Origin of the sequence: Vibrio hepatarius (genome assembly GCF_001274785.1) — a bacterium.
Classification (GTDB): Bacteria; Pseudomonadota; Gammaproteobacteria; order Enterobacterales; family Vibrionaceae; genus Vibrio; species Vibrio hepatarius.
Window position 1 is genome coordinate 1 of the sequence record NZ_LHPI01000017.1, and the last position, 17,407, is coordinate 17,407.

Annotated in this window: 20 protein-coding genes and 4 tRNA genes; 9 read left to right on the forward strand and 15 right to left on the reverse strand. The window is 47.9% G+C overall.

The window, feature by feature from the left end; genetic code table 11:
• The 5 genes from AKJ31_RS22655 to AKJ31_RS16220 form a co-directional block, all read right to left on the reverse strand.
• On the reverse strand, positions 1-138 hold a 138-nt coding region (locus AKJ31_RS22655; RefSeq protein WP_243637497.1), incomplete at its 3' end, for a GTP-binding protein.
• Positions 139-274: 136 nt separating this feature from the next.
• Positions 275-350: transfer RNA gene (locus AKJ31_RS16205), tRNA-Thr, on the reverse strand.
• A 12-nt stretch (positions 351-362) separates the two neighbouring features.
• Positions 363-437: transfer RNA gene (locus tag AKJ31_RS16210), tRNA-Gly, on the reverse strand.
• A 35-nt stretch (positions 438-472) separates the two neighbouring features.
• A tRNA-Tyr gene (locus AKJ31_RS16215) sits at positions 473-557 on the reverse strand.
• A 36-nt stretch (positions 558-593) separates the two neighbouring features.
• Positions 594-669: transfer RNA gene (locus AKJ31_RS16220), tRNA-Thr, on the reverse strand.
• Positions 670-876: 207 nt separating this feature from the next.
• Between AKJ31_RS16220 and coaA the strand changes: the two genes are divergently transcribed.
• Positions 877-1,800, forward strand: coding sequence for a type I pantothenate kinase (coaA, locus tag AKJ31_RS16225; RefSeq protein WP_053410137.1), 924 nt, complete (start codon positions 877-879; stop codon positions 1,798-1,800).
• 53 nt (positions 1,801-1,853) lie between these two features.
• On the opposite strand, the gene AKJ31_RS16230 is transcribed toward coaA, so the two are convergent.
• Positions 1,854-2,282 (reverse strand): DUF805 domain-containing protein, encoded by a 429-nt coding sequence (locus tag AKJ31_RS16230; protein WP_053410138.1) that lies wholly within the window; start codon positions 2,280-2,282, stop codon positions 1,854-1,856.
• Positions 2,283-2,317: 35 nt separating this feature from the next.
• On the reverse strand, positions 2,318-2,665 hold the full coding sequence (locus AKJ31_RS16235; protein WP_053410139.1) for a 5-carboxymethyl-2-hydroxymuconate Delta-isomerase: 348 nt from the start codon (positions 2,663-2,665) through the stop codon (positions 2,318-2,320).
• Positions 2,666-2,950: 285 nt separating this feature from the next.
• Here AKJ31_RS16235 and tpiA point away from each other — a divergent pair, with 285 nt between their 5' ends.
• The gene (gene tpiA, locus AKJ31_RS16240; RefSeq protein WP_053410140.1) at positions 2,951-3,721 is read left to right on the forward strand and encodes a triose-phosphate isomerase; all 771 of its coding nucleotides are present in this window, start codon (positions 2,951-2,953) and stop codon (positions 3,719-3,721) included.
• A gap of 103 nt (positions 3,722-3,824) precedes the next feature.
• Positions 3,825-5,171, forward strand: coding sequence for an MATE family efflux transporter (locus AKJ31_RS16245; RefSeq protein WP_053410141.1), 1,347 nt, complete (start codon positions 3,825-3,827; stop codon positions 5,169-5,171).
• 45 nt (positions 5,172-5,216) lie between these two features.
• Here the strand turns inward: AKJ31_RS16245 and rraA are convergent, their stop codons facing one another.
• The 3 genes from rraA to efp all read right to left on the reverse strand — a co-directional run bounded on the left by rraA (position 5,217) and on the right by efp (position 7,464).
• Positions 5,217-5,735 carry a ribonuclease E activity regulator RraA gene (rraA, locus tag AKJ31_RS16250; protein ID WP_053410142.1) on the reverse strand — a complete coding sequence of 173 codons (519 nt, stop codon included), beginning with the start codon at positions 5,733-5,735 and terminating at the stop codon, positions 5,217-5,219.
• 124 nt (positions 5,736-5,859) lie between these two features.
• A complete protein-coding gene (locus AKJ31_RS16255) occupies positions 5,860-6,780 on the reverse strand; it encodes a 1,4-dihydroxy-2-naphthoate polyprenyltransferase (protein ID WP_053410143.1) in 921 nt (306 codons plus the stop codon).
• A gap of 117 nt (positions 6,781-6,897) precedes the next feature.
• Positions 6,898-7,464 carry an elongation factor P gene (efp, locus tag AKJ31_RS16260; RefSeq protein WP_053410144.1) on the reverse strand — a complete coding sequence of 189 codons (567 nt, stop codon included), beginning with the start codon at positions 7,462-7,464 and terminating at the stop codon, positions 6,898-6,900.
• A gap of 33 nt (positions 7,465-7,497) precedes the next feature.
• Here efp and epmB point away from each other — a divergent pair, with 33 nt between their 5' ends.
• The gene (epmB, locus tag AKJ31_RS16265; protein WP_053410145.1) at positions 7,498-8,520 is read left to right on the forward strand and encodes an EF-P beta-lysylation protein EpmB; all 1,023 of its coding nucleotides are present in this window, start codon (positions 7,498-7,500) and stop codon (positions 8,518-8,520) included.
• A gap of 73 nt (positions 8,521-8,593) precedes the next feature.
• Positions 8,594-9,154, forward strand: a complete 561-nt coding sequence (locus AKJ31_RS16270; RefSeq protein WP_245639061.1) for an MgtC/SapB family protein — start codon at positions 8,594-8,596, stop codon at positions 9,152-9,154.
• Positions 9,155-9,212: 58 nt separating this feature from the next.
• Here the strand turns inward: AKJ31_RS16270 and pfkA are convergent, their stop codons facing one another.
• From pfkA to AKJ31_RS16285, 3 genes are all read right to left on the reverse strand, one after another.
• Positions 9,213-10,175, reverse strand: coding sequence for a 6-phosphofructokinase (gene pfkA, locus AKJ31_RS16275; RefSeq protein WP_053410146.1), 963 nt, complete (start codon positions 10,173-10,175; stop codon positions 9,213-9,215).
• Between the two features lie 282 nt (positions 10,176-10,457).
• Positions 10,458-11,366, reverse strand: coding sequence for a CDF family cation-efflux transporter FieF (gene fieF / locus AKJ31_RS16280; RefSeq protein WP_053410147.1), 909 nt, complete (start codon positions 11,364-11,366; stop codon positions 10,458-10,460).
• Between the two features lie 111 nt (positions 11,367-11,477).
• Complete coding sequence (locus AKJ31_RS16285; protein ID WP_053410148.1) at positions 11,478-11,987, reverse strand: CpxP family protein; 510 nt, start codon at positions 11,985-11,987, stop codon at positions 11,478-11,480.
• 185 nt (positions 11,988-12,172) lie between these two features.
• On the opposite strand from AKJ31_RS16285, the gene AKJ31_RS16290 reads away from it, so the two are divergent.
• The 4 genes from AKJ31_RS16290 (at position 12,173) to trmL (ending at position 15,503) form a co-directional block, all read left to right on the forward strand.
• The gene (locus AKJ31_RS16290) at positions 12,173-12,859 is read left to right on the forward strand and encodes a response regulator (RefSeq protein ID WP_053410149.1); all 687 of its coding nucleotides are present in this window, start codon (positions 12,173-12,175) and stop codon (positions 12,857-12,859) included.
• Complete coding sequence (cpxA, locus tag AKJ31_RS16295; RefSeq protein ID WP_053410150.1) at positions 12,859-14,244, forward strand: envelope stress sensor histidine kinase CpxA; 1,386 nt, start codon at positions 12,859-12,861, stop codon at positions 14,242-14,244. The genes AKJ31_RS16290 and cpxA overlap by 1 nt, the downstream gene beginning before the upstream one ends.
• A gap of 73 nt (positions 14,245-14,317) precedes the next feature.
• The gene (locus tag AKJ31_RS16300; protein ID WP_053410151.1) at positions 14,318-14,935 is read left to right on the forward strand and encodes a superoxide dismutase; all 618 of its coding nucleotides are present in this window, start codon (positions 14,318-14,320) and stop codon (positions 14,933-14,935) included.
• Between the two features lie 88 nt (positions 14,936-15,023).
• Positions 15,024-15,503: a tRNA (uridine(34)/cytosine(34)/5-carboxymethylaminomethyluridine(34)-2'-O)-methyltransferase TrmL gene (gene trmL, locus AKJ31_RS16305; protein WP_053410152.1), complete on the forward strand. Its 480-nt coding sequence runs from the start codon at positions 15,024-15,026 to the stop codon at positions 15,501-15,503.
• A gap of 65 nt (positions 15,504-15,568) precedes the next feature.
• On the opposite strand, the gene trpS is transcribed toward trmL, so the two are convergent.
• Both trpS and AKJ31_RS16315 read right to left on the reverse strand, forming a co-directional pair.
• Entirely contained in the window at positions 15,569-16,606 is a 1,038-nt protein-coding gene (gene trpS / locus AKJ31_RS16310; protein ID WP_053410153.1) for a tryptophan--tRNA ligase, read from the reverse strand.
• Positions 16,607-16,722: 116 nt separating this feature from the next.
• Complete coding sequence (locus AKJ31_RS16315) at positions 16,723-17,406, reverse strand: phosphoglycolate phosphatase (protein ID WP_053410154.1); 684 nt, start codon at positions 17,404-17,406, stop codon at positions 16,723-16,725.
• Between the last annotated feature and the right edge of the window lies 1 nt (position 17,407).

Here is a 17,407-nt window from a genome sequence, read left to right on the forward strand (position 1 = left end):
GTCTTTCGCTTCACCGCCGTATACTTTAGCAAGAGTAGTACAGATAGCTGCAGTTAGAGTTGTTTTACCGTGGTCAACGTGGCCGATAGTACCAACGTTTACGTGCGGTTTCGTACGTTCAAATTTTTCTTTAGACATGGGTTGTCCCTCTAGGTACGGATTTAGGTGGCTTTGATGACCACGCAACCAAAAGTATTGGTATTAAACTTACTCTCAAACACTAAACTTAGTTTAGTAAAAAGAAAGTATCAAAAGGAAAAGTTTGCTTGAGAGCTGGTGCTGATAGGCAGACTCGAACTGCCGACCTCATCCTTACCAAGGATGCGCTCTACCACCTGAGCTATATCAGCACTCTAAATGAGTGGAGCGGGCAGCGGGAATCGAACCCGCATCATCAGCTTGGAAGGCTGAGGTAATAGCCATTATACGATGCCCGCAACACGTAACTCTGTGAGCTATTTCCTAAAGAATATGGTGGAGGGGGACGGATTCGAACCATCGAAGGCAGTGCCGGCAGATTTACAGTCTGCTCCCTTTGGCCACTCGGGAACCCCTCCAAATTTTTAAGCCATTCTAACTACTAAAGGAAAGAATGGTGCCGACTACCGGAATCGAACTGGTGACCTACTGATTACAAGTCAGTTGCTCTACCTACTGAGCTAAGTCGGCATAAGTGGTGCGCATTCTATTGAATGATTTTCTAGCTTGCAATAGCAAAACCGAAAAAAAATGGGTTTTTAACCAGTTTCTGTTTATTTGCTGAAAAATCGCTCAATTTAGTTGAGAAAAGCGCCTTAATATTGCGCTTGTCATTTGCATTCTGCGCTTGATATTGTATTTTCGCTGCTCTTATCGCGAAATCTGGTTAGGAAGACTATGACACCATACCTCTCTTTTACTCGTCAGCAATGGGCAGAGCTACGTAACTCTGTGCCGATGACGCTATCCGAAGAGGATTTGACCGAGCTTCAAGGGGTCAATGAGAACCTAACCATGGAAGAAGCGGTAGAGATTTACCTTCCTCTGGCTCGATTGTTGAACCTTTACGTGGCGGCAAGACAGAGCCGCAACTCGGTACTCAACAACTTTCTCGGTAACCAAGAGAGTGCTCCTCCCTTTATTATTGGTATCGCAGGAAGCGTCGCGGTAGGAAAAAGTACCACTGCGCGTCTGCTCAGAGCCCTACTCGCGCGTTGGGAAAACCATCAGAAAGTGGAACTAGTCACAACCGACGGTTTTCTTTACCCGAAAGAAGTGCTTAACGAACGCGGCATCATGCACCGCAAAGGCTTTCCTGAATCATACGACATCAAACGTCTAGTCGAATTTGTCTCCGATGTGAAAGCGGGCAAACCCAATTTAACCGTGCCGATCTACTCACACATTACTTATGACATCACCGAAGAAGTGAAGGTTGTCGATCGCCCAGACGTGCTGATCATCGAAGGCCTCAATGTACTGCAAAGTGGCATGGATTACCCGCACGACCCACATCGAGTGTTCGTTTCTGACTTCTTAGATTTTTCTCTCTACGTTGACGCCAGCAGCGACGTGATCGAAAACTGGTATGTCGAACGATTCTTAAAGTTCCGTCAAGGCGCATTTACTAAGCCTGGTTCCTACTTTAGCCACTACACTAAGCTAACGGAAAGCCAAGCGATTGAAAAAGCGCACGATATTTGGCAAACCATCAATGGTATCAACCTGCACCAAAACATCTTGCCAACCAAAGGGCGTGCACAGTTAGTGCTGAAGAAGGGTTCGGACCATAAAGTCGAAGAGATTTTACTGAGAAAATAAGATAGCTCGACTAGAGCTGGGAATACCGCACTCTAGTCGAAAATAGGTAAGATTTATTCGGGTTCAGGGCCGAACTGGTTGTCTCCGTCTGTCCCTTTCAGGAATCCACACTCAACCAATATCCACACTCCACAAATGACCGCTGTAAGCGAACTAATCACCTGTAATGTTGAAGGTTGCGCTGCTTGACTTGGGTCTGCAGCAATTGGCATCGTCATACGGCCAATCACCAAAGGCACGTTGAGTAACAACCACCAACTGGTCTTATTGCGGTCATGCCAGCGTTTGGCCGTAATCGCTAAATCCGGAATCAGAATGACCAACAGGAACACAGGCAGGATCAGATGTGCCAACGCTGGGAACAGTACATTCATCCCCTGGGCAAACCCCACGATCAAACAGTAATAAATAACATTCCAAATCCAGTAAGTTTTACGCCCTATCCGGCCTTGAAATGAAAACAGCAGTTCTTTAATCGACATTTTATTACCTAAAAATCAGAAATATACAAAGAAAACTAGTTAATCACCTTTTGAAAGCACTCTCTGTCCATATCTCTTACGTTGACCGTCAAGCTGCGGATATGGCTGGCTTGCCCTTGCAGCTCCGCCATCAACTGACGAGATAACTCTCTTTTCTGCTCTGGAGTACGGCCATCGAGTAGTTCAAAACTGATATGGATAAAGTCTACACTATTTCCCTCATCACCAATCAGCCAGTCGTGGCAACGCAATGCTCGAGACTTCACTGAACCAACATCAAACAGCCCGCTGAGCAGCGCAACTTGATGTAAGTCTTCCAGCAATCCTTGAACATTAACGCGCTCATCTACCGAGCTAGAGTATTCCATTACTAAATTTGGCATCGTTATCCTCAAATGTAAGAGAGTTTCAACATGGATGATTCACAGTTGAGCCACTATTATCAATTTCTACACAGATTTCCGAGTCAGTTACCGCTATTCTGCTTATGAGATCACTGAACTGGTCACGACAAGGCGAGATTGGTGTGAGTGACAGATCCAACCAATGGCTGAGATCCGGTTAAGACATGATACTAGTCATGATCTGGCTTATTTAATCTGTTATATTCCTACGAAGATTTTTTACATTAATACACTTTTTACATTAAAGATAAGGGAGATATTCCTATGCGTCGTCCTGTAGTGATGGGTAACTGGAAACTTAATGGCAGCAAAGCAATGGTAAAAGAGCTGCTAACTGGTATTAACGCTGAGCTTGAAGGCGTTGAAGGTGTAGACGTAGCAGTAGCTCCACCAGCGCTATACATCGACCTAGCTGAGCGTGTAATCGCAGAAGGCGGTAACAAGGTAATTCTAGGTGCGCAAAACACTGACCTAAACAACAGCGGTGCGTTCACTGGTGACATGTCTCCTGAGATGTTAAAAGACTTCGGTGCAACTCACATCATCATCGGTCACTCTGAGCGTCGTGAATACCACAACGAATCAGACGAGTTCGTGGCTAAGAAATTCGCTTTCCTAAAAGAGAACGGCCTGAAGCCAGTTTTCTGTATTGGTGAATCTGAAGCTCAGAACGAAGCAGGCGAAACTGAAGCAGTTTGTGCACGTCAAATCAACGCAGTTATCGACGCTTACGGTGTTGAAGCGCTAAACGGCGCGATCATCGCTTACGAACCAATCTGGGCTATCGGTACTGGTAAAGCAGCAACAGCTGAAGATGCACAACGCATCCACGCTTCTATCCGCGCAATGATTGCAGCGAAAGATGCAGCAGTTGCAGAGCAAGTAATCATCCAGTACGGCGGCAGCGTTAAACCAGAAAACGCAGAAGCATACTTCGCACAACCAGACATCGATGGTGCTCTAGTTGGCGGTGCATCTCTAGATGCGAAAAGCTTTGTTGCAATCGCGAAAGCAGCAGCAAAAGCAAAAGCTTAATTTTAAGCTAATTTCTCTAAGGCCAGCGAATGCTGGCCTTTTTTGTATCTACTGAGCGAATCAAGTATGCTACGTTTTTCTTCCGCTAGAGTAGCTATTCGCAATGCAGGATAAGCACGGCCTGTTAACGGGCTCCATCCCCCAAGTACTGCGTCAAATGACGGTGCCGATGATCTTCGGCCTAGTTGCGATTTTGATGTTCAACCTAGTGGATACCTTCTTTATCTCTTTGCTTGGCACACAAGCTCTCGCCGCGATCAGTTACACCTTTCCAGTAACCTTTGCCGTAAACTGCATCACCATGGGGATTGGCATTGGCCTATCAACCAACATCGGCCGATTGCTCGGTCAAGGCGAAGCACAAGACGCCGCCCGCTTTTCAACTCATGGATTGATCCTCGCCGTTGCTCTAGTTGCCACCACCTGTGTGATCGGTATCAGCACCATCGAACCCTTATTTCTTTTACTAGGCGCGGAACGAGAGCTTATCCCATTGATTCATCAGTACATGCAGATTTGGTATCTCACCATTCCGCTGCTGGTTATTCCGATGGCAGGAAACAGTGCGATTCGCGCCACAGGCGATACAAAAACACCCGCCAAGATCATGATGCTGGCGGGCTTAATCAACGGCGTACTCGACCCATTGCTGATCTTTGGTATCGGACCATTCCCTGAGCTGGGTATTCAAGGTGCCGCGATCGCCAGTGCATTCAGTTGGTTTGGCGCATTATGCGGATCGTTATACGTGTTAGTGAAACGCGAAAAGCTGCTCGCATTGCCATATTTTCCAAGCCTATTATCCGACTGGCGCTTAATCTTGAAAATCGGTACCCCAGCAGCGATGTCGAATGCGATGAACCCGATTTCAGGTGCGATTCTGATGATGATGCTATCGAGCCACGGTACGGCAGCGGTTGCGACCTACGGCGCCGCTCAGCGTATTGAATCGATACTGATCTTGGTCCTCATGTCTCTAACGTCAGCTCTGACGCCTTTTATCGCGCAAAACATCGGTGCAAATAACCCTGACCGCAGTTTCGCCGGACTGTTCCTAAGCATCCGCTTCTCGGTTGTGTTTCAGCTCGGTATTTTTGTCATGATGGTACCGCTCAGCATCCCTCTTGCGGCGCTGTTCTCTCAGGAGCAAGAAGTTAAAGATCTGCTTTGGCATTATTTGTTGGTGGTGCCGTTTAGCTATGGCTTCCAAGGGATTGTGATGATGCTGATCGCCGGATTGAACGCGTTGCACCAACCACTGCGCGCGTTCCAATGGAGCTTTATGCGCTTGTTCGTGTTTACCCTGCCGGGCGCTTGGGTAGGCAGCTTAGTGTATGACATTGAAGGGTTATTTATCGGTATTGCGGTAGGTAATATTGTCGGCGGTGTGCTCGGCTACCTATATGCGTTGAAGCTCCGAAAAGAGTACGTCGCGATCCCTGTTTCTTAACGCACAAAAAAACCGGCCTAACGCCGGTTTTCATTTATTCGTTAACTAGTCATTGACGACTTCATCGTCTTCAACTTCTAGCACCACATCCAGTGGTTCTTGGGAAAGAATCACTCCGGTATTATCTGCGTAGAGGTAATCTTCTGGTAGGAAAGTCACACCGCCAAAGTTGACTGGAATATCTACTTCGCCAATACCTTGTGAGCTGGCACCAACCGGAATAGAAGCTAATGCCTGAATACCGATGCTCATGTCTTCAAGCTCATCGACTTCACGCACACAGCCGTATACTACGATACCTTCCCAGTCGTTTTCTTCCGCTAATGATGCAAGCTCTGCGTCAATCAACGCACGGCGAAGAGAACCGCCACCGTCGATCAGCAGCACTCGCCCCAGACCGTCTTGTTCGAGAATCTCGCGGATGACACCGTTGTCTTCGAAACACTTAACCGTTGTAACTTGTCCAGCAAATGAGGCACAGCCACCGAAGTTACTGAACATTGGCTCAACAACATCTACTTGTTCAGAGTAAATATCGCATAAGGCAGACGTATTGTATTCCATCGTGTTCCTTCCCATAACGTTCGTATCTCCATCGAGTATATAGGGTCACTAAGTCATTGCAATGACAACTATCACCTAACTAAGCTCGAAACGTCTTTCCGGTGATTTTAGTCACGAAAGCCGCTTAAACCCGTATCAATGTTTGGACGATAACCACACCAGCAAACAATAGGTTAGTCACCAAAGAGCACTTCACTATCACTGGTAACATAGGCGCAATCTGCGCAGGTTGCTCGGCAAGCCACACCGCTTTGCCGTGTTTATAAGTGATAAATACGCTCAAAAGAAAAGGCAGGCTGACCCACCACGGCCCCGGTTGCAGCAGCAAGTAAGAGGCAAATACCGCAATCGCAGATACCAGCAGGATTGAGTGATACTGCTTAGCGCGTTTTTGTCCTAAACGCACCGCGACCGTGCGCTTCCCGCACTCTTCATCGTTCTCGATATCACGCATGTTGTTGATGTTGAGAACCGCAACAGCCAACAACCCACAACCAATAGCAGGTAGCGTTAATAACGGCGCCACCATACCAGTATGTAAGAAGTATGTGCCCGCAACACCGAGCAGACCAAAGAAGATAAATACCGACACGTCACCTAAACCGACGTAGCCGTACGGCTTGTTACCTACGGTGTAAGCAATCGCAGCGATGATCGCCAACACACCCAAACCGATAAAAGCCAAAATACTATTTAACGAATCAAGCGCGTAGAACACCAACGTCAAACCGGCGATCATAGTGAAAACCACGTTAATGATGATCGCTTGCTTCATATTCTCTAAAGAAACACTCCCCGATTGAATCGCGCGTAGCGGACCAAGTCGTTTCTCGTTATCGGTGCCTTTTACTGCGTCACCATAATCGTTGGCAAGATTGGACAGAATTTGCAGCAGCGTCGCAGTCACAAATGCCAGCACGGCAACTGCTAAAGAGAATTGGTGTGTAGAGTACGCCAACACACTCCCGGTCAAAATGGACACGAGGGCCAGCGGTAGTGTTTTTGGTCGTGCGGCATCAAGCCAGATTCTTAAAGACTGTTTCATGGGCATCAGTTTAACCACATAGTACAAGACAAGAATTGTGGCACATCAAATGCCAGACTGAAAAACAAAAAAGGTCACCGAAGTGACCTTTTTACAAAAACTTTATCGAAGTAGTGCTTACTTCACACGACCAACGTATTCGCCAGAACGTGTGTCTACTTTAATAACTTCACCGATTGAGATGAACAGAGGAACACGTACAACCGCGCCAGTTGATAGTGTTGCTGGTTTACCACCCGTACCTTGAGTGTCACCTTTTAGACCTGGGTCTGTGTCTGTTACTTCTAGCTCAACGAAGTTTGGTGGAGTTACAACGATTGGGTTACCGTTCCATAGAGTCAGCATGCACTTGTCGTTCTCTACTAACCACTTCGCGTTCTCACCTACCGCTTTAAGGTCTGCAGCGATTTGCTCGAATGTTTCGCTGTTCATGAAGTGGTAGAATTCACCGTCGTTGTATAGGTAATCTAGGTCGATATCCATTACGTCTGCCACTTCTACAGTGTCGCCAGACTTGAATGTTTTCTCTAGAACTTTACCTGAAAGCAGTTTACGGATCTTAACGCGGTTGAATGCCTGACCTTTGCCCGGTTTCACATACTCGTTTTCGAGAATGACACACGGCTCATTATCAAGCATAATTTTAAGACCGCCTTTGAATTCATTCGTGCTAACAGTAGCCATTTTTTCCTCTTACCATTCTTCGAGTTTAAATTAATGCCGCACATCATAACCCGAAATGTCGATTCTGTTGAGCAAAACTGGCTCAAACAGCTAGCGAATGGGATCTCCGATCCTCAAAAACTGCTGGAACAACTGGAGATAGATCCAGAACCTTGGCAAAACGGGTTTGACGCGAGAAAGCTTTTTGCTCAGCGTGTGCCGCAAAGTTTTGTCGAAAGAATGCAAAAAGGCAATCCTTTTGACCCTCTATTACGTCAGGTTCTTCCTTTATCGGCAGAATTTGAGGTTCATCCGGGGTATTCGAACGATCCTTTGCAGGAACAAAACAACGACATCCCCGGCTTGTTGCATAAATACCGCAACCGAGCACTGATGATCGTCAAGGGTGGCTGCGCGATCAACTGCCGTTACTGCTTCCGTCGCCATTTCCCTTATCAAGAAAATAAGGGCAATAAAGCTACGTGGCAGCAGAGCCTCGACTACCTCGCTCAACACGATGAGCTGAACGAAGTAATACTCTCAGGTGGCGACCCATTGATGGCAAAAGACGATGAGCTGCGATGGCTGATTGACCATATCGCCGATATTCCCCACATCAAACGGCTGCGTATCCATTCGCGCCTGCCGGTAGTGATCCCAGCTCGCGTCACGGATGAGTTGGTTTCTTTATTAGCGGGAACGCGCTTACAAGTCATCTTGGTTACCCACATCAATCACGCACAAGAGATCAATCAAGAGCTCAGCGACGCACTATCTAAGCTCAAACGTGTGGGCGTGACACTACTTAACCAAGGTGTGATGCTAAAAGGGGTGAACGACAGCGTCGACGCTCAGGTTCAGTTGAGTGAGGCGTTGTTTGATAGCGGCGTGCTGCCCTACTACATCCATGTTCTAGATAAAGTACAAGGCGCGGCGCACTTCTATATTTCTGACCAGCAAGCCAAAGCGATTATGGCTGGCGTGATTGAGCGAGTATCCGGTTACCTAGTGCCGAAGCTCACACGAGAAATCGGCGGACGCAGCAGCAAAACGCCGCTTGACCTTCATTTAGAATAATCCACACGACAAAAAGTTTTTGTTCGATAGCAACTTACATTAACTGCATACTCCACGGTTTGGGGAGGTCAAAATGCAACCATCTATCGAACAAATTCTCGATCTCGGGCCATTTAGCTGGCCTGCGTTACTCTGTTGTGCCGTAAACGGTATTCTCATCGGTGTTGAACGACAAACACGCGGTAAGCCTGTTGGGATTCGCACTTCAATACTGATTATCTCAGGCACCTATTTCTTTATGTCTATGGCGGTGTCGTTATCACCAAACACGCTAGACCAAGCTCGGGTACTCGGCCAGATCATCACCGGAGTTGGCTTCTTAGGCGCTGGCGTAATGATGACTCAGGATGGAAAGATCCACGGCGTTACCTCGGCAGCGGTAATCTGGGTATTGGCCGCGCTTGGCATGATGATTGGCTTGGGTTACTTGCAGCAATCGGTTTTGATCACCGCGCTGGCCTTATCCGTGCTGTTAGGCGTGGACAAGGCAGAGAACCGAGTTAAAGCACTGCGCCGCGGCGTGCATCAACGCTTTCAAAGCCGCAAGCTACCGCCAAGACGAAGCGCTGAGGTGTACCATCCGGCTGAAAAAGCAGAAACACCGGTGAGCGAACTACATAAAACCACCGCGTAGGGCATAAAAAAACCACCTGACATCAGGTGGTTTTTTGTATCTGCTTACTCAATCGTGCTTAGAATAACTCTTCAGCCACTTTGAATAGATCGTGACGAACCGGACGCTTCATGTTTTCAATCGCGTCGATGATGTCATGGTGAACCAACTGTTCTTTTTGAATACCAACACAACGACCACCATGGCCTTCCATCAATAGGTGAACTGCGTAGTTACCCATGCGAGAAGCTAGCACACGGTCAAATGCTGTCGGACGACCACCACGTTGGATGTGACCTAGAACGGTGGCACGAGTTTCACGACCTGTCGCCGTTTCGATCTCTTTTGCCAGCTCGTTAGCGTCCATCATTAGCTCAGTCAGCGCGATGATTGCGTGCTTCTTACCTTTAGATATGCCGTCTTTGATGTTGTTGATCAGCTTCTCTTTATCTAGACCCGTTTCTGGCGTGATGATGTATTCACAACCACCCGCAATCGCAGACATCAGAGTCAAGTCACCACAGTGACGGCCCATGATTTCAACAATAGAAATACGCTGGTGAGAAGAAGAAGTATCACGCAGACGGTCGATCGCGTCGATAACTGTGTTCAACGCAGTTAGGTAACCGATTGTGTAATCTGTACCCGCGATATCGTTATCGATAGTGCCCGGTAGACCGATACATGGGTAACCCATTTCAGTCAGCTTCTTCGCACCCATGTACGAACCATCACCACCGACAACAACCAACGCATCGATGCCGTGTTGTTTTAAATTTTCGATCGCCTTTTCACGAACCGCTACTTCTTTAAACTCTGGGAAACGCGCAGAGCCAAGGAAAGTACCACCTTTGTTAATCACGTCTGATACGCTTGAACGATCAAGCTTCTCGATACGGTTTTCGTAAAGGCCCAAGTATCCGTCTTTAACGCCGTATACTTCTAAACCTTCCGTCAGAGCAGTACGAACCACGCCACGTAACGCTGCGTTCATGCCTGGTGCGTCACCGCCACTTGTCAAAACACCGATCTTCTTAATCATGCTCACCCTCGAATTTTTTGGAAATCTTATTTCAATTTTTACGTTAGAGGCTTACAAAAGCCACCGACAAAATTCTTATAACTGCGCAATATGTTACCTTTCCCGACTAGGAATACTACTTTTATTTGCACAAATTTATGTAACTTTTCTACTTATGTAAGAGTATTACAGTTTTACTATTTAACTAATTTGATACACGTCAGGATCGCAGTAAAAAGTCATAACGATGAAAAGATAGTCGATAAGTTGTGCTTTTTCCTACCACCGTTTTCTGCATCCTTATTACCAACCTTGCGACTTCTGCACTCGCTCTGGCCCAACGACGACGGAATACGGGTCCTGATGAATAAGAACATCCGCTCCCGGAAAACGTTCGAGCAAACTTTCTTCGACCAGATCAGATATGCGATGCGCTTCAAGAAGTGGCATCTGATCTTCTAACTCTAAATGCAACTGAATGAAACGAGTCGGCCCAGACATACGCGTACGTAATTGGTGAACGCCCAACACCCCTTCAATGGTTAAACAGCATTCGCGGATCTCTATTAACTCTTCGTCCGGAAGTTTTCTGTCTAACAAGGTTTGCGTTGCTTCCCTAACCATCTTAAAGGCACTGTAAAGAATGTAGCCACCAATACCAATCGCGAACACCGCATCCGCTTGGCCGATACCAAACCAACTGAGCGCTAACGCCAGCATAATTGCCGCGTTCATGTAAAGGTCAGACTCGTAGTGCAGAGAATCCGCGGCAATCGCCTGACTGCCGGTTTTCTTCACCACGTATTTCTGGAATCGAACGAGGCCAAACGTCACGACAATTGCGAACAAGCTAACGTAAACGCCGTACTCTGGCGACTGAAGAGCGTGCGGGCGGAAGAAACGGTCGACACCGTTTAAGATGAGGAAGACAGCAGAACCAGAAATAAACATCGCCTGTGCTAGTGCAGCAAGCGACTCCGCTTTACCGTGACCAAAGGTATGCTCACGGTCGGCGGGTTGCAATGAGTAACGCACCACAACCAAGTTAACCAGAGACGCTGCGATATCGAGCATCGAGTCAATCAGTGACGCCAACAAGCTCACCGAACCTGTCACCCACCAAGCCCCCACTTTGACGATCAACAGCAAGGTGGCCACAATGGTTGCGGTCCAAGCGGCCATGGTAACTAAACGCGCATATTCTTGTTTCATAAAGTAATTCAGTTTCTAAACAAATGCTGTAAGTATAACCTGTCAAAAGTTGAATAAAAATGAAACAAAAAAGGCGACCTAATTGGTCGCCTTTCAATTCACGTTAAATAGTTAGCTATTTTTGTTATTCATGCGCTTTTGCATCTTGTCTGAACACTCACCCATTCGCTCATTTTGAAGCTCTACGAACTGTGCTTTCTGTTCTGGAGTTAGCACACTTAGCATTTGGTGCTGCTTAGCCATCATCTGCACTTTACGCTCTGTGTGCTGCTCTACCATTTCTTTAGCCAGCTTGTTGGCCGCTGCTTCGTCAAACGTATCGGCAAGTACCAACGCTTGAACTTTGGCATGGTGAGCCTGCATTTGCGCTTGTCTTGCTTCAAAATCACCTTTGAACTTTTGTTTCATCTCGGCGCGGTTTTCGTTACGCATCTCTTTTAGCTGAACTTGCTGTTCATCAGTGAGGTTTAACTGACGCATAATGCCACGGTCAAAACCCATTCCACATTCAGAGTCAGGGCCGCCTTTGTGGTGTTTGCCACCGAACGCAAACGCACTTGCGGTGCCAAGAGTTAAAGGAAGAACAACAGCAGCCAATACCAGTTTCTTAGTCATTTTCATAATCTGTACCTTTCAAGTTTTTGGATTTAATGGAGCTGTCTTCACAGCGCTTGAGTATAGATTACGACCTGCTATGTAAAGTGACGTCTAGGAAGCGTAAATAATCGTAAAGAGCAAAAATTAAGCTAAAGATCAGCGCTATTTGCCAGTAATATAAAGGCAAAGAAGCAAACCGAGATGTAGCCATGCCACACATACTTTTGATCGATGATGACACCGAGCTCACCAGCCTGTTGAGTGAAGTCCTCTCCTTTGAGGGGTTCACCGTATCAGAGGCAAACGACGGAGAGGCAGGACTCGCAGCGTTAAGTGAAGAGGTCGATCTGATTTTGCTCGATGTGATGATGCCAAAACTCAACGGTATGGAGACGCTCAAACGACTGCGCGAAGATTGGGACACGCCAGTTTTAATGCTCACCGCAAAAGGTGAAGAAATTGACCGAGTGATCGGGCTTGAGCTTGGCGCAGACGACTATCTACCAAAACCTTTCAGTGACCGTGAACTATTGGCGCGCATTCGAGCCATCTTACGTCGCACCCAACCAGTCGCACCGACGAAAGTGTGTGACTACGTGCAATATCAGGACCTCAAAGTTTACCCTGGCAAACTGGAAGCCTACTGCAACGAACAATTGCTTGAGCTGACTACTACTGAGTTTGCGCTATTGAACCACTTTGTTCAGCACCCCGGCGAAACCTTGACCAAAGAAGAACTAAGCATGGACGTGTTGGGTAAAAGACTGGCCGCATTCGACCGCGCCATCGACATGCACGTGTCCAATCTGAGAAAAAAACTACCAGAGCGCCGCGATGGCAAACCACGGATCAAAACCCTCAGAGGCCGAGGTTACCTGCTGGTTGAGGAAGACTGATGCGCATTCCTAAAATCAGCAGCCTTTATGGGCGCATCTTTGCCATCTTCTGGTTCACCATGTTTTTGGTGTTATTGGCGGTTTTAGCGCTGCCGCATCTTGACCCGCGTATCGCACGTGATATTCCACGCGACCATTTGCAGCGTTTAATGGAAGCAAAACAGAGTATCGAAAAACGCTACGTCAACGACAACGATTTAGGCCGGATCATTTTTCAGCTCGAAGGCAGTGACCGCTCTCACCGTGATAGTCGTCCGCGTTTTTTCTTGACCGATCTGGAAGGCAATATTCTCACCACACGCAGCCATAAAGACTTCAAACTGAAAGCGCTGAAGAACTTTGTCACTTCGATCGATACGCCAGATCGACCACAACAAAAGCTGTATGGACGCTACATGGTTGCCGGTCCGTTACCGATTAAACTCGCCCAGCAAGACCTGTTGATGTACGTTGGCATCAAATGGGACCAGCCTCCACCGTTTTTGTTGCAACTTTTCGACCGTCCGTTCCGTTTGTTATTGGCTGTGATGCTTGTAAGTACGCCGCTGCTGTTATGGCTGGCATGGGCGTTGAGCCAACCCGCCCGCAAACTTGAGCGCGCCGCACAACGCGTCGCGAAAGGCGAATTTGTTACCGACCCAGAGTTGGAGAAAGGCACGTCAGAGTTCAGACAAGCCGGAGCAAGCTTCAACCAGATGGTCGGGGCGGTCAACCAGATGATCTCCGGGCAACAGCGCCTGCTATCAGACATCTCCCATGAGCTACGCTCGCCATTAACCCGCTTAAGAATGGCAACCGCACTTGCCACGCGCAAACAGGGAGATAGCCCTGAGTTAACCCGCATCGATACTGAAGCGCAACGCCTAGAGGTCATGATTGGTGAGCTATTGGAGCTCTCGCGCATGCAAGCCAATAGCCATGTCATGCGAGAAGAGCAGCCGCTCTCCAGCTTATGGGAAGCGATTCTCTCTGACGCCCAATTTGAAGCCGAGCAAATGCACAAAAGTCTCAGCTTCACAGCGATTCCCGACCGGGTTATTTCTGGCAATCCGAACCTGCTGATGAGCGCGGTGGATAATATCGTGCGCAATGCGATCTACTACGGTGAAGATGTCATCGAAGTCACGATGCTCGAGCAAGACGACCAGTTAGTGATCACGGTTGACGATAACGGCGATGGCGTACCCGAAGAAGAGTTAGAGGCGATATTCCGCCCGTTCTATCGTGTTTCTACCGCGCGTGACCGACACAGTGGCGGAACTGGGCTTGGTATGACGATCACCGAAAGTGCAATTCGTCAGCACAGCGGCACCATCATCGCTAAGCGCAGTCGACTCGGCGGCTTGTGCGTAGAAATCACCTTACCGTTACTGGCAAAGAAATAACCTTACAAACTCACAATTGATAATAAATATCATTATCATATAAAGTAAATCCTTCAATTATGGAGGATTTACTATGTCTCATGTTTTCCCAGAACTGCCCTACCCATACGACGCATTGGAACCGTACATTGATGCTAAGACCATGGAAGTGCATTACAGCAAGCACCATCGTACCTACTACGACAAATTTACCTCGGCGATAAAAGGCAGCGCTCTAGAAAAGCAATCTCTCAGCGAGATTTTTGCCCAAGTTTCAACGCACTCACCAGCCGTGCGTAATCACGGCGGCGGTTACTACAACCATGTCTTGTATTGGAATTGTATGACGCCGAACGGTGGTGGAGAACCGCATGGAGCACTCGCGGCAGCCATCGCGAAAAACTTTGGCAGTTTTACCCAGTTCAAGGAGGCGTTCTCCCAAGCGGCGATCAACACCTTTGGTTCTGGCTTTGTCTGGCTTGTAGTGAAAAATGACCAATTAGCTATCACCTCAACCAGTAATCAAGACAATCCTTTGATGGACATTGCCGAGATGCAAGGTGAGCCAGTTCTCGCGCTGGATGTGTGGGAGCACGCCTATTACATCAGCTACCAAAACCGCCGACCAGAGTACATCGACGCATGGTGGAATGTGGTCAACTGGGACGCGGTCAATGAATATTACGCCGCGGCTTTAGTGCAAGGCCGATAACAAAAACTCACAACGTCAGACTTGGCGGCTGTAACAAGCCGCCTTATACTTTCAGGCCTCAATCCCACCAGCCATTAAGAATCGCAATATGTTTGATATCGCCCTATATGAGCCAGAGATCGCTCCCAACACCGGTAACATTATTCGCCTATGTGCCAACTGCGGAGCCAACTTGCATTTGATTGAGCCACTAGGGTTTGATTTGGAAGAGAAGAAAGTTCGCCGCGCGGGTTTGGACTACCATGATCTGGCACGAGTCACTCGCCATAAAGACTATCAGGCATTTATTGAATACCTCGAAGCCGAGCGCAAAGACGGCTACCGCATTTTTGCTTGTACGACAAAAACCACAGGTCATCACGTGGATGCCAGCTTCCAGCAAGGCGATGTACTTTTGTTTGGTCCAGAGACTCGCGGCCTACCCGCAGAGCTGATCGAAAGCATGCCGATGGCACAACGAATCCGCATTCCAATGATGCCTGATGCGCGTAGCTTAAACTTATCTAACGCAGTCGCGATCATCGCATTTGAAGCGTGGCGCCAAATGGGCTTTGAAGGCGCCCAATAATATCGTCAGAGATTAAAAAGCGGACGCCAAGGAGTCCGCTTTTTGTATGTAGCTAGCAGCAAGTCTTATGGACGAGCAACAAAACCGACAGCTTCGTAGGCTTTTTTCAATGTTTCAGCCGCACGCGCTGATGCTTTTTCCGCGCCTTGCTTCATCACTTGATCCATGTAAGCACGGTCTTCACGAATGCGGTGGTATTCCGCTTGGATTGGCTCCAGCATCGCAACCACGGCTTCACCGACATCTTTCTTAAACGGACCGTACATCTCTACACCCTGGTATTTCGCTTCGATCTCTTCAAAACTCATACCTGTAGCTGCCGAGTACAGACCCATTAAGTTTGAGATACCCGCTTTGTTATCCCAATCGTGAGCGATACGCGGTGGTGTCTCTGTGTCTGTCTGAGCTTTGTTAATCTTCTTGATGATTGACTTCGGCTCTTCAAGCAGCGTAATCACGTTCTTACGGTTATCGTCAGACTTAGACATCTTCTTCGTTGCATCTTGAAGACTCATTACACGCGCGTTCACTGTCGGAATGTACGGCTCTGGCACTTGGAAGATTGGTTGCTCTGGCGAGTAGATGTTGTTGAATCGGTTGGCGATATCGCGCGCAAGTTCAAGGTGCTGCTTCTGGTCGCTGCCGACTGGCACTTGGTGAGCACCGTAAAGCAGGATATCTGCCGCCATCAACACTGGGTAATCAAATAGACCCACGTTAACATCACCAAACTGGCTAGACGTGTCTTTCGAGTAACGTGCCGACTTGTCTTTAAACTGCGTCATACGACCCAGCTCACCCATTTGGGTGTAACAGTTAAGAAGCCAACCAAGTTGAGCATGCTCAGGTACATGTGACTGAACAAATAGCGTGCTCTTTTGCGGATCAACACCAACTGCAAGACAGATTGCAAGTGCGTCTAGCGTCGCTTCATGCAGCGCTTTCGGGTCTTGACGAACCGTAATTGCATGAAGGTCTACTACACAGTATTGGCAATCGTAATCATCTTGCATCTGTTGCCATTGACGTAGAGCACCCAAGTAGTTACCGATACTTAGTTCACCTGACGGTTGAACACCACTCAATACAATGGGTTTGCTCATGGGAATAGTTCCTTTGACTTCTTATGCTAAATAATGAAAAAAACCGTGTGGTTTCTATCCACACGGTTCACTCAGTGTACTCATTAACGAGTATTTTGGAAGATCTTTTGCTGCAACTAAGCGGAAACAGCGACCACGTCGATCAAATCTGCGATGGTGTCGGCGACAAACTCTGGGTTTGACGCAGCGATTGGCTCGCCATGGTTGTAGCCGTAGGTTAAACCAAACGCCGCACAACCCGCGTTTTTCGCCGCGAGAATATCGTTCTTAGAGTCACCCACCATCAACATCTCTTCAGGCTGACAGTTATGTTTTTCCATCAACCAGTTCAACGCAACTGGGTTCGGTTTCTTCTCAGGGAAAGCATCGCCACCCAACACATCCACGAAGTATTTGTCGATGCCGTGCTTCGCCAAAATCTCAGGGACAAACTTAGACGGTTTATTAGTCACCAATGCCAGCGTGAAGCCCGCTTGTTTTAGCTCGGCTAGTGTCTCGGTTACCGCTGGGTAAAGATGACTGAGCTTATGACCGCTCTTGTCGTAGAAATCGTCAAACAACTCACGCGCCTTCACCAGGAGCGCTTCGTCTAACGCTGGGTCAATTGTCATGCTTTGACTCAGAGCTCGACCAACCAACACATCCGCGCCGTTACCAACGTAATCTCGAACTTGTTCTTCTGATACCGCTGGAAATCCAAGTGCTTGAACAGCCTGGTCCGCGGCAACGGCCAAATCAGGAACACTGTCGAGTAGCGTACCGTCTAAATCGAATGCGATCAGTTTAATGTTGTTAGACATC

What these genes read in the sequence shown, in the direction of transcription:
- tpiA (WP_053410140.1), top strand. Translation starts at nt 2,951, where the DNA reads ATGCGTCGTCCTGTAGTGATGGGTAACTGGAAACTTAATGGCAGCAAA.
- AKJ31_RS16285 (WP_053410148.1), bottom strand. Translation starts at nt 11,987, where the DNA reads ATGAAAATGACTAAGAAACTGGTATTGGCTGCTGTTGTTCTTCCTTTA.
- pfkA (WP_053410146.1), bottom strand. Translation starts at nt 10,175, where the DNA reads ATGATTAAGAAGATCGGTGTTTTGACAAGTGGCGGTGACGCACCAGGC.
- AKJ31_RS16255 (WP_053410143.1), bottom strand. Translation starts at nt 6,780, where the DNA reads ATGAAACAGTCTTTAAGAATCTGGCTTGATGCCGCACGACCAAAAACA.
- trpS (WP_053410153.1), bottom strand. Translation starts at nt 16,606, where the DNA reads ATGAGCAAACCCATTGTATTGAGTGGTGTTCAACCGTCAGGTGAACTA.
- AKJ31_RS16300 (WP_053410151.1), top strand. Translation starts at nt 14,318, where the DNA reads ATGTCTCATGTTTTCCCAGAACTGCCCTACCCATACGACGCATTGGAA.
- cpxA (WP_053410150.1), top strand. Translation starts at nt 12,859, where the DNA reads ATGCGCATTCCTAAAATCAGCAGCCTTTATGGGCGCATCTTTGCCATC.
- AKJ31_RS16245 (WP_053410141.1), top strand. Translation starts at nt 3,825, where the DNA reads ATGCAGGATAAGCACGGCCTGTTAACGGGCTCCATCCCCCAAGTACTG.
- AKJ31_RS16315 (WP_053410154.1), bottom strand. Translation starts at nt 17,406, where the DNA reads ATGTCTAACAACATTAAACTGATCGCATTCGATTTAGACGGTACGCTA.
- epmB (WP_053410145.1), top strand. Translation starts at nt 7,498, where the DNA reads ATGCCGCACATCATAACCCGAAATGTCGATTCTGTTGAGCAAAACTGG.
- rraA (WP_053410142.1), bottom strand. Translation starts at nt 5,735, where the DNA reads ATGGAATACAATACGTCTGCCTTATGCGATATTTACTCTGAACAAGTA.
- AKJ31_RS16270 (WP_245639061.1), top strand. Translation starts at nt 8,594, where the DNA reads ATGCAACCATCTATCGAACAAATTCTCGATCTCGGGCCATTTAGCTGG.
- coaA (WP_053410137.1), top strand. Translation starts at nt 877, where the DNA reads ATGACACCATACCTCTCTTTTACTCGTCAGCAATGGGCAGAGCTACGT.
- fieF (WP_053410147.1), bottom strand. Translation starts at nt 11,366, where the DNA reads ATGAAACAAGAATATGCGCGTTTAGTTACCATGGCCGCTTGGACCGCA.
- AKJ31_RS16235 (WP_053410139.1), bottom strand. Translation starts at nt 2,665, where the DNA reads ATGCCAAATTTAGTAATGGAATACTCTAGCTCGGTAGATGAGCGCGTT.
- AKJ31_RS16230 (WP_053410138.1), bottom strand. Translation starts at nt 2,282, where the DNA reads ATGTCGATTAAAGAACTGCTGTTTTCATTTCAAGGCCGGATAGGGCGT.
- efp (WP_053410144.1), bottom strand. Translation starts at nt 7,464, where the DNA reads ATGGCTACTGTTAGCACGAATGAATTCAAAGGCGGTCTTAAAATTATG.
- trmL (WP_053410152.1), top strand. Translation starts at nt 15,024, where the DNA reads ATGTTTGATATCGCCCTATATGAGCCAGAGATCGCTCCCAACACCGGT.
- AKJ31_RS16290 (WP_053410149.1), top strand. Translation starts at nt 12,173, where the DNA reads ATGCCACACATACTTTTGATCGATGATGACACCGAGCTCACCAGCCTG.